At 71.8% G+C, this 13,149-nt stretch carries 13 protein-coding genes; 12 read left to right on the top strand and 1 reads right to left on the bottom strand.

The genetic code is table 11. The annotated features are described in order from the left end of the window. Positions 1 to 124 precede the first annotated feature (124 nt). The 12 genes from AB0I79_RS53715 (at position 125) to AB0I79_RS53660 (ending at position 9,801) form a co-directional block, all read left to right on the top strand. Positions 125 to 544: a hypothetical protein gene (locus tag AB0I79_RS53715; RefSeq protein ID WP_357891849.1), complete on the top strand. Its 420-nt coding sequence runs from the start codon at positions 125 to 127 to the stop codon at positions 542 to 544. Positions 545 to 640: 96 nt separating this feature from the next. Further along, entirely contained in the window at positions 641 to 1,078 is a 438-nt protein-coding gene (locus AB0I79_RS53710) for a phospholipase (protein WP_357891846.1), read from the top strand. Positions 1,079 to 1,087: 9 nt separating this feature from the next. Next, a complete protein-coding gene (locus AB0I79_RS53705; RefSeq protein ID WP_357891843.1) occupies positions 1,088 to 1,420 on the top strand; it encodes a DUF4326 domain-containing protein in 333 nt (110 codons plus the stop codon). A gap of 143 nt (positions 1,421 to 1,563) precedes the next feature. Continuing rightward, positions 1,564 to 2,022 (top strand): hypothetical protein, encoded by a 459-nt coding sequence (locus AB0I79_RS53700; RefSeq protein WP_357891840.1) that lies wholly within the window; start codon positions 1,564 to 1,566, stop codon positions 2,020 to 2,022. 26 nt (positions 2,023 to 2,048) lie between these two features. Further along, positions 2,049 to 4,568: a polysaccharide lyase family 8 super-sandwich domain-containing protein gene (locus AB0I79_RS53695; RefSeq protein ID WP_357891837.1), complete on the top strand. Its 2,520-nt coding sequence runs from the start codon at positions 2,049 to 2,051 to the stop codon at positions 4,566 to 4,568. A 4-nt stretch (positions 4,569 to 4,572) separates the two neighbouring features. Beyond that, positions 4,573 to 5,121, top strand: a complete 549-nt coding sequence (locus AB0I79_RS53690; RefSeq protein WP_357891834.1) for a hypothetical protein — start codon at positions 4,573 to 4,575, stop codon at positions 5,119 to 5,121. A gap of 36 nt (positions 5,122 to 5,157) precedes the next feature. Next, a complete protein-coding gene (locus AB0I79_RS53685) occupies positions 5,158 to 5,328 on the top strand; it encodes a hypothetical protein (RefSeq protein WP_357891831.1) in 171 nt (56 codons plus the stop codon). A gap of 81 nt (positions 5,329 to 5,409) precedes the next feature. After that, positions 5,410 to 5,838 carry a VOC family protein gene (locus AB0I79_RS53680; RefSeq protein WP_357891828.1) on the top strand — a complete coding sequence of 143 codons (429 nt, stop codon included), beginning with the start codon at positions 5,410 to 5,412 and terminating at the stop codon, positions 5,836 to 5,838. Then, a complete protein-coding gene (locus AB0I79_RS53675) occupies positions 5,835 to 6,161 on the top strand; it encodes a hypothetical protein (RefSeq protein WP_357891825.1) in 327 nt (108 codons plus the stop codon). Before AB0I79_RS53680 ends, AB0I79_RS53675 begins: the two co-directional genes overlap by 4 nt. A gap of 93 nt (positions 6,162 to 6,254) precedes the next feature. After that, complete coding sequence (locus tag AB0I79_RS53670; protein ID WP_357891823.1) at positions 6,255 to 6,833, top strand: hypothetical protein; 579 nt, start codon at positions 6,255 to 6,257, stop codon at positions 6,831 to 6,833. An 88-nt stretch (positions 6,834 to 6,921) separates the two neighbouring features. Beyond that, positions 6,922 to 7,911, top strand: coding sequence for a LacI family DNA-binding transcriptional regulator (locus tag AB0I79_RS53665; protein ID WP_357891945.1), 990 nt, complete (start codon positions 6,922 to 6,924; stop codon positions 7,909 to 7,911). Positions 7,912 to 7,995: 84 nt separating this feature from the next. Then, entirely contained in the window at positions 7,996 to 9,801 is a 1,806-nt protein-coding gene (locus AB0I79_RS53660) for a sugar-binding domain-containing protein (protein WP_357891820.1), read from the top strand. Positions 9,802 to 9,918: 117 nt separating this feature from the next. Here AB0I79_RS53660 and AB0I79_RS53655 read toward each other — a convergent pair whose 3' ends face one another. Further along, positions 9,919 to 12,990 carry a hypothetical protein gene (locus AB0I79_RS53655; RefSeq protein WP_357891817.1) on the bottom strand — a complete coding sequence of 1,024 codons (3,072 nt, stop codon included), beginning with the start codon at positions 12,988 to 12,990 and terminating at the stop codon, positions 9,919 to 9,921. Positions 12,991 to 13,149 lie beyond the last annotated feature (159 nt).

Below are 13,149 nucleotides of genomic sequence, written 5' to 3'. Positions count from 1 at the left end.
CGGTGTGGTGCTGATCACGGCTGGTGTGTGGATTCCTCCACAGATGATCCCTTGGGGTCTCCGTAGTGTTCCTGCTGTCGGGACGAGCCCGGCAGCACCGAACACCCAGAAAGAGGACCCGATCATGCGTAAGACCCTCACGATCGCCGCCCTGGCCGGTTCGATGGCCGTCACCGGCCTGGCCCTGAGCCCGGCCGCCGCGCAGGCGGCCACGCAGACCGCCACCACCGCTTCCGCGAGCACCGTCACCCTCGTCAAGTGGGGCAAGTTCTTCTCCAGCGACGGCAAGGCCTACACCTACGGCAAGACCTGGAAGTCGGGCGGCAAGGTGTTCACGAAGTGGTACGGCGTGGACAGGGCCGGCGGCAAGAAGGCCTGGGTGTGGTTCGAGTACTACCAGAACGGCTCCTGGCACAAGTTCAACAAGGCCTGGGACGGCAAGGTCGTCGGCACCTGGGGCGGCAAGGGGATCAAGAAGGTCTACACGTTCACCTGCTGGGCCGGCAAGTTCGACAACTGCGGCAAGAAGTACCGCATCTACTAAATCTTGAAACGGCATTGCCCATCATCCCGCCCGGACGCCGGGGCGGTCAGGCGAAGCTACCCATGACAGCTTCCTGGCACGACGGAGCAGGCTCTCATGGTTGGATCATCGCTCGCCGCCCTCGCCCTGATCGCCGCGTTCCCGGCCCCGACCGTGACGCTGCAGCAGAAACTCACCGCACTCTCGGCGCTCACCCAGCCCACCGCCCGCAGCGCCGCCGCCTGGCGTGACGCCTGGCAGGACCGGTCCTCCTGGGCCCCCTACGCCTTCGACTGGTCCACCGACCTGTGCTCCGGCAGCCCCGACAAGCCGCTCGGCTTCGACTTCAGCCTGCCCTGCATGCGGCACGACTTCGGCTACCGCAACTACAAGGCGATCAGTCTCTTCCCGGCCCACCGGGATCGCGTCGACCAGGCCTTCCTGTTCGACATGGGCCGGGTGTGCGCCACGTACGCCGAGATCCGCAGGACCGCCTGTGACCGGCTCGCCCGCTCGTACTATCAGGCGGTGCGGCGGCTGGGAGCGATCTACTAGGAGGCCACGGTGGCACACCGGGTCAAGGTCGAGGGCGACAGGTACCACGGGCACGTGCCCGAGGGGGCGACGTACGTGGGCAGGGCGGCGCCCGGGCTGAAGGCGAGCCCGTACAACAGCCCGCACAGCGTCGGCGGGAAGGGCTGCCGGACGTGCGGCGGGCGGATCCACGAGCGGGCCGAGGTGATCGAGCTGTACCGCGTGCACCTGCGCGAACATCCGGAGCTCGTCGAACGGGCCCGCGAGGAGCTGGCGGGCCGGGACCTCGCCTGCTGGTGCAGGCCCGACCAGGACTGCCACGCCGACGTGCTGCTGGCCGTCGTGGCCGGGCAGGAGCCGTAGGTCCCGCAGCCCCGGGCACCGCCGAGGTTGACGCCTCCCGCTGTCAGGCAATCAACTTGAAAGTGGAAGAAGTCGTTCGGCAAGCCGGCTGAAATCGGCCGGGCGCACAGTGTGGCCATCCCACCTGAGAAGGACGGTCACTCATGGCGATCACCCGTACCCTTGCCGGCCTGACCCTGGCGGCCACCGCCACCCTCGCCCTCACCGCCCCCGCTCACGCCGCGGCGAGCGCGCCGTGGGGTCCCCACTACGCTCCCGGACAGGCGGCCAAGGCCACGGGAACCCTGACGGCCACCGGCGAGGACCACGCCGACCTCCCGACCGCCGACACCGTGCGCGTCTCGGGCCAGGTGCAGGACAACACCCGCGGCGCGACGTGCGGCTGGGCCGTCTTCCGCATCACGTACCGGTCCGGGAACGACCTGCCGAACCGGCAGCACTGGGCCCGCGACTGCTCCTACAGGACCCCGAAGCAGTTCTCCTTCACCTACCGGGACGTCTACCAGGTCGAGCTCAAGGTGTGCGCCGAGCGCAAGGCCGCCAAGCCGTCGCTCAACTGCCTGTACGCGGGCACGTGGAAGACTCTCTACCTGTCGAAGTAGGGCCACACCGGCGAAGATCATGTACGGTGAGCCCCAGCGTATCCTCCACCGGCCTGGAGCCCGCCGTGCCGCACATGTCCCGCCGCCAGGTTCTCTCCCTGTTCCCCGCCGCCGGCCTGCTCGCCGTCGGCGCCTCCCCGTCGCACGCCGCGGCGGTCGACCACGCGAGGCTGCTCGCCAACACCCTCGCCATCTTCGCCGGCACGCCGGACGTCAACGCCCGCCCCGAGGTGGCCGGCAAGCTCGCCGCCATCCTCGCCACCGCCAGGCAGCGGCTGGCGGCCATGGACCGGGCGGGCGAGGGCGAGCTGTTCGCCGGCCTCGTGCTCGGCACCGACGACGTCAACCTCCGGCTGGCCTACCAGTACCTGTACGAGATCGCGCTCGCCACCCGCGCGCCCGGCAGCGCGCTCGCCGACGACGCCGCCGCGCAGCAGCGCGTCGCGGGCGGCCTGCGCTGGCTGCACGAGCGTTACTTCGGCGACCAGCAGGCCGGTTACTACGGCAACTGGCACAACTGGGAGATCGCCATCCCCGCCCACGTGAGCAGGACGCTGCTCCTGCTCCCGGAGGCCTTACGCGGCGACCTGACGGCGACCTACCTCCCCTCTATGGACGCCTACCTCCGCAACGGCAAGGACGGCGACGTCGACCTCGACTCCCGCTTCCACACCGGGGCGAACCTGGCCGACATCACCGCCAACCGCATCCTCCAGGGCGCGCTCACCGCCGACGACGCCCGCGTCACCAAGGCCATCGCCGACCAGGCCACGGTCTTCGCCACGATCGACCCGTACCGGCTCCAGCACGGCGTCACCGACGGCTACTACCGCGACGGCTCCTTCATCCAGCACCATTCGGTCGCCTACACCGGCTCGTACGGCCGCGGCCTGCTGACCCGCGTCGTGCAGACGCTCAAGATGCTCGAAGGCGTGACGAGCGGGCCGCAGGACCTGCCGGGCGTCGTGTACCGGTGGATCACCGACGGCTTCGCCCCGCTGATCTTCGAGGGCTGGATGATGGAGATCGTCAAGGGGCGGGCGGTCTCGCGCACCAGCACCGGCTACACCGACATCGGCGTGGTCGTGGAGGCCATCGCCGACCTGGCCGACCACGTCGAGGACGCCCTGCCGCTGAAGCGGTACCTCAGGTTCCTGCCGGCCGCGGACACGACCGCGTTCGTCTCCCCGGTGAGCATCGCCCGGTACGCCGCCATCCGCGCCGACTCCACCGTCCCGGCCGCCGACCTGAACCCGGCCGAGCGCAGCGTCGCGTTCAACGCCATGGACCGCACCGTGCACCGCCGCCCCGGGTACGCCTTCGCGCTGTCGCGCAGCTCGGAGCGGATCAGCAAGTACGAGTACATGAACGGCGAGAACCTCATGCCCTGGTTCCAGGGCGACGGGGCGTACTACCTGTACCTGGCGGGCGAGGACCAGCGCGAGGTGTACGGCGTCGACTACTACACGGCCGTCTCGCCGTACCGGCTGGCCGGGGTGACCGCGCCGGTGGAGGAGCGGCGGACGGTGCCCGAGCTGTACGGCCGCTTCTGGTACGACAATCCGGGCCATCCGCTGAACTTCACCTCCTCCTCGGAGTCCCAGAACGCCTACGTGTACTTCCCCCGGGGGGAGAACGCGTTCTCCGGCGGCGCGACCCTCGGCGCGTACGGGGTCGCCGGCATGGTGCAGTCCGACGACGCCGCCTACACCGCGAAGCAGGCGGGCATCCTGCCCGACGACTTCGTCGCGTACCGGAACGCGCGCGCCACCAAGTCGTGGTTCATGTTCGACGACGAGATCGTGGTGCTGGCCGCCGGCGTCTCCGGCCAGGGCGGCCGGGACGTGGTGACCACCGTGGACAGCCGCATCGCCGCCCCGGGCGACGCGGTCGCGCTCACGGGCGAGCACTGGGACGGGCGGCCCTGGCAGCCGGGCGGCCCGATCGCGCCGCCGCGCTGGCTGCGCTACGCCAACGGCAGCCGCCGCACCGCCGTCGGCTACGCCTTCCTCACCAGGCAACCCGTGACGGCGGGGCTGGAGACGGTCACCCGTAGCCGCCGGGTCGTGCGCGCCGCCAACCCCGACACCAGCATCACCAAGAACGTGTTCACCGCCACGATCGCCGGCGACGTCCCCGCCTTCGCCTACGCCCTGGTCCCGAACGCCACCGAGCCCGCCCTGCGCGCCTACGCGGACGGCCCGCTGACCGTCCTGGCCAACAACCGCCACGTCCAGGCCGTGCGGCACAAGACGCTGGGCATCGTGGCCTGCAACGTGTTCAGCCAGGGCCCGCGCCCGGCCGGGAGCCTGCTCGTCGACGGCCCCGCCTCGGTCATGGTGCGCTCGTCCGGCGGCCGGACGGTGGTCGCGCTGTCCGACCCCACGATGGAACGCGACCGCGTCTCGGTCGTCGTGCACGGCGCCCGCCTCAGGCTCGACACGGCGGACGAGGGGGTGACGGTACGCCGCGTCCCGGGCGGAACCCTGATCCAGGCCACGACCCACCACGCCTACGGCCGCACCTTCACCGCCACCCTCCGCTGAGCGCGTGGAGAGAGCCCGCCAGCTGGTAGGGGAGATGCTCATCTACTGCTTCTTGATCGTCCTGGTCACCGGCGCCTTCCTGGCCTGCTTCTACACGCCCGACGGCCGGGAGGTGCCGTACGACGGCAGCTACCTGCCGCTGCACGGCGTCATGATGAGCGCCGCCTACGAGTCCACCCTGATCATCAGCTTCGACGTGCGCGGCGGCCTGCTCATGCGGCAACTGCACCACACCTCCTCGACGCTGCTCCTGCTGGGCACCGTCGTGTGGGCCATGCTCGGACACTTCCGGCACGCGCCCGCGTGGCTGGGCCTGGGCCTGACCCTGCTGAGCGCCGTGGCCGGCTACGGCTCCGTGGACGACCTGCTGTCCGGCACCGTCCTGGGCAGGCTCCCGATCGTCGTCTGGTACGGCCTGCACCTGCTCGCCGCGCTGGCCCTGATCGTCACGCTGGTCGTCTCCTCGCGCAGGGAGGCCGCCACCCGGCCCAGGACGCCGGGTTTCGTGGCCCTGGCCCTCGCCCTCACCGCCCTGGTGTTCCTCTGGCCCTGACCGGGAATCTGTTCCCTCGGGGTCAGGAGGTCGCACATGCCCGTCATCGTGGGCGCCATAGCCGCCCTGCTCACGTTCATCGTGGTCGGCAGCCTGCTGGCCCCGCTGGGCGCCATGGGCGTGGTCGAGATCGCGGTCATCGCGTTCGTGGCGCTGGTCGCGGGGGCCGCGGCGGGCGTCTGGGAAGCCCGCCGCCGCAGAAGCTGAACTGCTCATGAAAAGTGCTCATTCGGTGAGCACTTTCAGGGGTGATGATGGTGGCACAACCCCGCGAAGAGGAGCCGGAAAATGCTTCGAGGACTCACCACCACCGCCTTCTACTCGCCCGACTTCGAGGCGACCAAGCGCTGGTACACCGAGCTGTTCGGCATCCCGCCGTACATGGACACCCCGGCGTACATGGAGTGGCGCATCGGCGACTACCAGCACGAGTTCGGCGTCATCCACAGCAAGTACGCCGGCAGCCCGCTGGCCATGACCCCCGACCCCGCCACGATCGGCAGGCCCGCGGGCGCCATCGTCTACTGGCACGTGGACGACGTCCCCGCGGCCCAGGCCCGGCTCGTGGACATGGGCGCGACGGCGCACGACGCGCCCCACGACCGCGGCACCGGCTTCATCACCGCCTCGGTGATCGACCCCTGGGGCAACGTCCTGGGCCTGATGTACAACCCGCACTACCTGGAGATCCTCGCCTCCATGAAGGGCACGTCATGACGGTCTTCCCCGACGCCGCCGCGTGGCGGAGCTGGCTGTCCGAGCACCACGGCACGTCGACCGAGGCGTGGGTGGTGCTGGCCAAGAAGGGCACGACGGAGCCGACGAGCCTGACGTACGAGCAGGCCCTGGAGGAGGCGCTGTGCCACGGCTGGATCGACGGCCTGACCCGCAGCCGCGACGCCACCACCTACCTCCAGCGCTACACCCCGCGCCGGCCCCGCAGCCGCTGGTCCCAGCGGAACATCGCCCGGGTGGCGCGCCTGCGGGAGCAGGGCCGCATGCAACCGGCGGGCCTCGCCGCCGCCGAGCGCCACGCCTAGCCGCCGGCGACGATCGGACCGGATCCCCAGGATTTCGGACAGCTCGATCCGCGGGCCGGGACGTCAGGCGGGGCGGCCCGCGAGAGTCGGGGCATGGCAGACGTTCCCTCCTCATCAGCCGCCCCGAGCCCCGGCCGCGTGCTGGCCTTCCTCGCCCACCGCTGGCCCACCCTGGCCGGCCTGGCGGCGGCGGCGTTCTCCGTCATGGACGAGCAGGACGGCCGCGGCCAGGCCCTCGTCGTCTTCCTGGCCGCCCTCATCTACCTCGGCACGGCGGTGGTCGACCGGCCGGGAGTGGTGTGGATCCTGTTCGGGGCCGCCGTGGCGGGGGTCACGGTGGTGCGGGTGATCGGGGCCGAGCTGTGGACGGTGCTGGTCGCCGGGGCGGTCGCCGTCACCGTGCTCAGCCTGGTGAGCGACCTGCCGCGCCGGCACCGGCTGGCCGCCGTGCAGATCCCGCTGATGCTGGTCTTCGGGGGCGCCGCGCTCGTCGGGCTGGCCCTGGATCCGGTCCTCGGGGCGTGGCTGGTGGCGGTCGCGCTCATCGGCCACGCCGTCCAGGACGTGATCGTCTGGCGGGCGAACAAGGTCGTGGCGCGGTCGCTGGCGGAGTTCTGCGCCGTGCTCGACTTCACCCTCGGCATCGCGATCATCGTCCTGCAGTTCACCTGACGCGGTGACCACGAGCGGGCCGCCGCGAACACTACGATGAGGCCGTGGCACCGACCTCACGCGAGTCGTGACGCTGATGGCCGTGAGCATGCACGACGTGGCCCGCGCGGCCGGTGTCTCGCAGCGGACGGTTTCCAACGTTGTCAACGACTACGCCTACGTCCGCCCGGAAACCCGCCGGCGCGTGCTCGACGCCATGGCGGAGCTCGGATACGTGCCGAACGCCGCCGCCAGGAGCCTGCGCTCCGGGCGTACGGGGCTGATCGCGCTCGTCGTCCCCGACTTCAGGGCGCGCATCTTCGCCGACCTGGCGGGGCAGGTCGTGCGGGAGGCCGAGGCACTCGGGTACACGGTGCTGATCGAGCTGACGGAGCGGGAGCGGGAGCGGGAGCTCAAGGTCCTGACGGGCAGCAGGAACCAGCTCACCGACGGCGCGATCATGATGGCCCTGTCGCTGCGGCCGGAGGACGGGCGCCAGCGCCGCCCCGGCTATCCGGTCGTGCTGGTCGGTGACGAGGCGCTGGAGGGTGGCGTGCCGCACATCGGCATCCCGAACCGGGAGGCGTCCAAGGCGGTGGTGCGCCACCTGGCTGCCCTGGGCCGGCGGCGGCTGATGTTGCTCGGCCATCTCCCCGCGGAGCATCAGACGGGGCGGATGCGGCTGCGCGGGTTCCTCGAGGGGCTGGCGGAGGCCGGGCTGATGGCGCACGAGGAGCTGCTGGTCGAGGCCGGGTGGACCCGAGCGGAGGGGCAGCAGGCGATCGAGGAGCACCTGGACGCCGGGCGGCCGATGCCCGACGCGATCTTCGCGATGAACGACTCCCTCGCCTTCGGCGCGCTGCGGGCGCTGCAGGAACGCGGCGTCCGGGTGCCGGAGGAGGTGGCGCTGGCCGGGTTCGACGACGTCGAGGAGGCCAGGTACTCGACGCCGTCGCTGACCTCCGTCTCACCGGATGTCGAGGCGCTGGCCAGGAACGCCGTCGCGATGCTGCACGAGCAGATCAGCGGCAGGCCCGGCGGGCGCGAGTCGCGCATCGTCGTGGACTTCCGGCTGAAGGTGCGCGAGTCCAGTCAGTGAGGCGGGAGGCGCGGTCGAAGGGCTTATGGCACACTCTGCTACGTAGCAAAAGGGATTGATTACGTTCCAGGCGAAGGGTGTCAGATGCCGAGTTCCGCTGCCCACGACATCCCGCGACCGGAACACCCCCGCCCGCAACTGGTCCGCGCGGACTGGCTGAACCTCAACGGGCAGTGGCAGTTCGAGATCGACGCCGCCGACTCCGGGCTGGAGCGCGGCCTGCGCGAACGCGAGCTCGCCGCGACGATCACCGTGCCCTTCGCGCCGGAGTCCGAGCTGTCGGGCCTCGGGCACACCGACTTCATGGAGGCGGTCTGGTACCGCCGTACGGTGACGATCCCGCCCGCCTGGGCAGGCCGCCGTACGCTGCTGCACTTCGGCGCCGTCGACCACGACGCCACGGTGTGGGTGAACGGCGTGGAGGTGGCCCGCCACCGCGGGGGCTTCTCGCCGTTCACGGCGGACCTGTCGGACGTGGCCCGTCCCGGCGAGGACGCCACCATCGTCGTACGCGCCCGCGACCCCCGCCACGGACCCCAGGCCAGGGGCAAGCAGTCCACCCGGTACGGCAACTACGAGTGCCTCTACACCCGCACGACCGGGATCTGGCAGACGGTGTGGCTGGAGCCCGTCCCCGACGTGCACCTGCGCCGCCCGCGCATCACCCCGGAGGTCGCGGCCTCCGCCTTCACCGTCGTCACCCCGCTGTCCGCCAACCGCCCCGGCACCTCGGTCCGCGTGACGGTCTCCGACGGGAACGGCCCCGTCGCCACCGCGACCGCCCGCGCCGACGTGGACCTCGCCCCCTCCCTGCGCCTGCAGCTCCCCGAGGACCGGGTACGCCTGTGGGAGCCGGGCGAGGGCTTCCTCTACGACGTCAGGATCGAGCTGCTCGACGCCGGCGGCGCCGTCACGGACGCCGTGGACAGCTACGCCGGGCTGCGCTCCATCGCCATCGACGGCAAGCGCGTGCTCATCAACGGCCGCCCCGTCTTCCAGCGGCTCGTGCTCGACCAGGGCTACTACCCGGACGGACTCATGACCGCCCCCTCCGACGCCGCCCTGCTGCGCGACATCGAGCTCGCGATGGCCGCGGGCTTCAACGGCGCGCGCCTGCACCAGAAGGTGTTCGAGGAGCGCTTCCTCTACCACGCCGACCGGCTGGGCTACCTGGTGTGGGGCGAGTTCGGCGACTGGGGCGCCTTCGACGGCCGCGAGCAGCAGCCCACGGCGTCCTTCGTCACGCAGTGGCTGGAGGTCCTGGAGCGCGACCACTCGCACCCGTCGATCATCGGCTGGTGCCCGCTCAACGAGACGTCACAGGTGATCGGCGACCAGGTCACCCAGCTCGACGACGTCACCCGCGGCATGTTCCTGGCCACGAAGCTCGCCGACCCCACCCGCCCGGTCATCGACGCCTCCGGCTACAGCCACCGCGTGCCGGAGACCGACATCTACGACTCGCACAACTACGAGCAGGAGCCCGCGGCGTTCGCCGGCCAGGTGAGCGGCCTGGACAAGGACCGGCCCTACGTCAACACCGCAGGCGACCGGCCCGTCTCCGTCCCGTACCGCGGCCAGCCGTACTTCGTCAGCGAGTACGGCGGCATCTGGTGGAACCCCGAGCTGGCCGGCACCGAGCAGGACGCGGCCCGCGTCGGCTCCTGGGGTTACGGTCAGCGCGTGCGCGACGAGGAGGAGTTCCACGCCCGCTTCGCCGGGCTGACCGAGGCGCTGCTGGACGACCCGGACATGTTCGGCTACTGCTACACGCAGCTCACCGACGCCTTCCAGGAGGAGAACGGCATCTACCGCTTCGACCGCACGGCCAAGCTCGACGTCGAGCGCGTCCGCGCGGTCCAGTCGCGGCAGGCCGCCAGCGAACGCTGACCCGGCGGAGGAGACGCCGGCTCGTGCCCATGGTCGCGGTCCAGCGGCGGCGCGGTCATCGCGGCACGCTCGCCGAGCCCTTCCTGAGCGTGCTGAACGACCACAATGCCGAGCCGCTCACCTGGTGACGCGGACATCGTCGAAGTCGACCGCCGCCCTGCCCGTGACGAGCTGGACGGAGCCAGGACCGGTGATCGGGTTCGGGTCGGTCACCGTGACGCGAGGCGCGGGGTCGTCGCCGACGAAGGCGCGGATCTCCACCCCGCGCAGCTCGACCCGGAGCGTCGCCGGGCCCGTGACCGCCGGGCCGGTGCCGGTCGCGAGCACGCCCGTGCCGGCCCGGTAGACGTCCACGGAGCCGTTGGAGCGCAGGTAGACGAGGTAGCCGGACTGCGTGTAGGCGTCGCCCGGGGCAGCCGTGCGCACCTGGACGCCGCCGAACGCGGTCGAGGTCGCCGTTGCGCGGAAGTCGATGCGGGTCTCGACCGTGCCGTCGGCGATCGTCAGGCCGTTGATGTAGGTACGCCGGCCTGTACGGGTCGTGTCCTGCTGGCGGTAGACGCCGCCGGTGACGCTCCAGGCGCCGTCCACGGCGGTCCACGCCTGCGACGGCGAGGAGAAGCTGTCGCGGAAGACGACGCCCTGGGCGTCCGGCACGACGGTCAGCGGGAGGGTGTCGATCTCGGCCGTTCCGGTGGTGCGTACCGTGCGGACGGTGAGCGGGCAGGGGCCGGGAAGCGCCGTCTCCCGCACGGTGACCCGCACGGTGACCTCGGCAGTGGGCTGCGCGGTGACCTCGGTGGTGGCCTGCGCGGTGGCCTGCGCGGTGGCCTGCGTGGCGCCGCTGGTGGTGACGTCGCCGGCCAGGCAGGGGCCCGACACCGTCGCCTCGCGGATGCTCCGCCCCGACAGCCGTACCTGGAGCTGCGTGCCCGCCACCACCTCGGCCGCGCCCAGGGAGGCGGTGACGAGGTTCCTGCCCACGTCGGAGCGGGCCGCGGCGGCGACCAGGCGCGCGGCGTCGCGCCGGCTCAGCACGTCCGCGCGGGCCAGTGCCGCGGTGGTCCTGGTGACGTGGGCGACGAAGGCGCGATGGCTCTCCCACTGCTCGCCGGCGCGCAGGCGGTCGGCGACCGTGCAGCCGGTGCCGTCGCCGGCGTTGGCGACGCCGGTGTCGCGGTCGCCGATGAAGACGCGCGCCCGCTCGTCCGACCCGACGCACGCGTCGTCGACGACCCGGATGTCGTAGGCGAGCGTGCCCGTGGCCTTGAGGTCGAGCACCTGGAGAGCGCGCTTGCCGCCCGCGACCGGGAACGACGACGGCCACAGGACCGCCGACCCGGCGCCGGACCAGCGGATCTCCACGCTGCGGCCGTCGCGGCCGACCACCACACCCGAGACGTCCCGGGCCTCGGCGCGGGATCCCACCGCGACGGGCCCGCCCCCGATCCACCGGAGCGTGTCACCCTTCTCCAGCACGAGCGGGATGCGCTCGAAGAACGGCGTGGAGCCGGCCTCGACCCGCACCCGCAGCCGGTCGTCCAGCGTCACCGACTTGGTGCCGCCCGCCGCCGCGTACCGGATCTCCAGGTCGTCGAGGTCGCCCGCCGCCGCCGGGTCCACGGGGGCGCCGTCGCGGAAGAACGCGGGCACGGGCTGGTCGTAGGAGTCGAAGTGCACGCCGTCCGCCGCCGTCCACCCGGTGCCCCACGACAGCTCCGCGTCCACCGGCCGGGTACGCGGCGCGCCGATCTGGGGCGCGTTCTGCCCCTGGACGACCACGCCGAGCTTCGGGTCGTACAGGTAGCCGAGCCCGAACCGCTGGTTGTCCCAGAAGCCGTACTGGGTGTTGACGTGCTTGCCGAAGCCCAGGCCGACGACGTACGAGGGCCGCTTGGCGAAGACGAACTGCTGCCCGGTGACCGCGTCCGCGCGGTGCTCGGTGTACGGGGCCCCGGCGTAGGGGCGCAGCGTCCTGATGGCGGCCCGGCGCTCGGCCCCGGTCGGGTAGTACTCCTCACCCAGCGCCACGTCACGGACGACCGCGGGATCGAGGTAGGCCCAGGTGGGGGCGATGAGCGGCGCGACCGAGGTCTGCCAGCCCGCCCGCGCGAAGGCGGCGCGGCGCTCCTCGGTCTCCTCCCGGGTGGGCGAGTAGGCGCGGGCCTGCGGGATGACCGAGCCCCAGAGGTTGTTGGAGCCGATCGGCAGCTCGTCGGCGTAGTTCCAGCCGCGGTGCCGCGAGTCGACGGCCGTGTTGATGAAGTAGCCGTCGAGCCCCTGGTCGTAGAGGAGGTTGTACTGGGCCCAGTCCAGGTAGCGGGCCTGCATCCGGTCGATCACGGGCCGGGTGGCGGGGTCGGCCCAGCCGGCGAGGTCCTCGGACTCGACCTCGATGCTGTAGCGGTGGGCGACCGTGCCGTCGCGGAAGAACCCGGCCTCGCCCTGCGAGACCTTCTCGTGCTCGGCCAGCCGCTGCTCGAAGCGGGCGCGTAAGTCCGCGTCGCCGAAGCGGCCGAGCAGGCGGGAGATGCCGACCAGCCCGCCGGCGACCTGGTTGGCGAACTGGGCGCCGCGCGGCCCCCACACCTCCTCGTCCTCCAGGAACCACGTGCTGGCCGCCTTCATGGCCGCGGTCAGCTCCGTGACCAGGGCGGGGTCGAGGGTGCCGTCGGCGTCGAGGAGCTCCAGCATGATCGCGTACAGTTCGAGCGCGAACCCCGTCGCGGCCCGCGAGTGCAGGTCGCCGGAGCCCTGCGGGAACGAGCCGTCGGCGTTCTGGGTGCCGAGCATGAACCGCAGTGCCGCTTCCATCCGGCCGCGCAGGGCCGCGTCCCGGTGGTACGGGTTCCACGGGCGGTCGGCGGTGTAGAAGTAGGCGAGCGTGAGGACGTTCTCCATGACCCGGGCGTCGTTCGGCCCCTGCCCGGCGCGCCAGCAGTTGCAGGTGATGAACCCGTGGTCCGTGGCGCTGTCGTCGTTGACGCTGTTGGCCAGGCGCGCCAGGTTGCCCAGGTAGGGCGCGATCTGCTGCTCCAGGCCGGTGAAGTCGGCGAGGTCGATCGTGGCGGGGTCGAGCGCGGCGACCTCGGGCAGCGGGGCCGGCTGCGGGGAGGCCGTCGCGGGGGCGGCGGGTGCCAGCGTGAGCGCCGCGGTGACGGCCACCGTGGCGATGCGTTTCGAGCTCATGATGGTGCCTTCCAGGGGGTGCCTAGCGGGGGAGAGGTCCTGACCTGCGCTGTTGTGGCGACCATGATCGTGAATCGATTCACGACGATGCGGTACGGCGGAGCCTACGAGCGGCGTCGCGGCCGTGTCAACAGCCCGTCATCGGGCGTGGTGATCGGC

Origin of the sequence: Nonomuraea sp. NPDC050202 (assembly GCF_040656115.1) — a bacterium.
Taxonomy (GTDB): Bacteria; Actinomycetota; Actinomycetes; order Streptosporangiales; family Streptosporangiaceae; genus Nonomuraea.
This window is presented reverse-complemented; position numbering and strand designations above follow the sequence as displayed.

Excerpts from the sequence above, each read along its gene's own strand:
- AB0I79_RS53655 (WP_357891817.1), bottom strand. The coding sequence starts at position 12,990 with ATGAGCTCGAAACGCATCGCCACGGTGGCCGTCACCGCGGCGCTCACG.
- AB0I79_RS53710 (WP_357891846.1), top strand. The coding sequence starts at position 641 with ATGGTTGGATCATCGCTCGCCGCCCTCGCCCTGATCGCCGCGTTCCCG.
- AB0I79_RS53675 (WP_357891825.1), top strand. The coding sequence starts at position 5,835 with ATGACGGTCTTCCCCGACGCCGCCGCGTGGCGGAGCTGGCTGTCCGAG.
- AB0I79_RS53670 (WP_357891823.1), top strand. The coding sequence starts at position 6,255 with ATGGCAGACGTTCCCTCCTCATCAGCCGCCCCGAGCCCCGGCCGCGTG.
- AB0I79_RS53665 (WP_357891945.1), top strand. The coding sequence starts at position 6,922 with ATGCACGACGTGGCCCGCGCGGCCGGTGTCTCGCAGCGGACGGTTTCC.
- AB0I79_RS53715 (WP_357891849.1), top strand. The coding sequence starts at position 125 with ATGCGTAAGACCCTCACGATCGCCGCCCTGGCCGGTTCGATGGCCGTC.
- AB0I79_RS53700 (WP_357891840.1), top strand. The coding sequence starts at position 1,564 with ATGGCGATCACCCGTACCCTTGCCGGCCTGACCCTGGCGGCCACCGCC.
- AB0I79_RS53660 (WP_357891820.1), top strand. The coding sequence starts at position 7,996 with ATGCCGAGTTCCGCTGCCCACGACATCCCGCGACCGGAACACCCCCGC.
- AB0I79_RS53680 (WP_357891828.1), top strand. The coding sequence starts at position 5,410 with ATGCTTCGAGGACTCACCACCACCGCCTTCTACTCGCCCGACTTCGAG.
- AB0I79_RS53685 (WP_357891831.1), top strand. The coding sequence starts at position 5,158 with ATGCCCGTCATCGTGGGCGCCATAGCCGCCCTGCTCACGTTCATCGTG.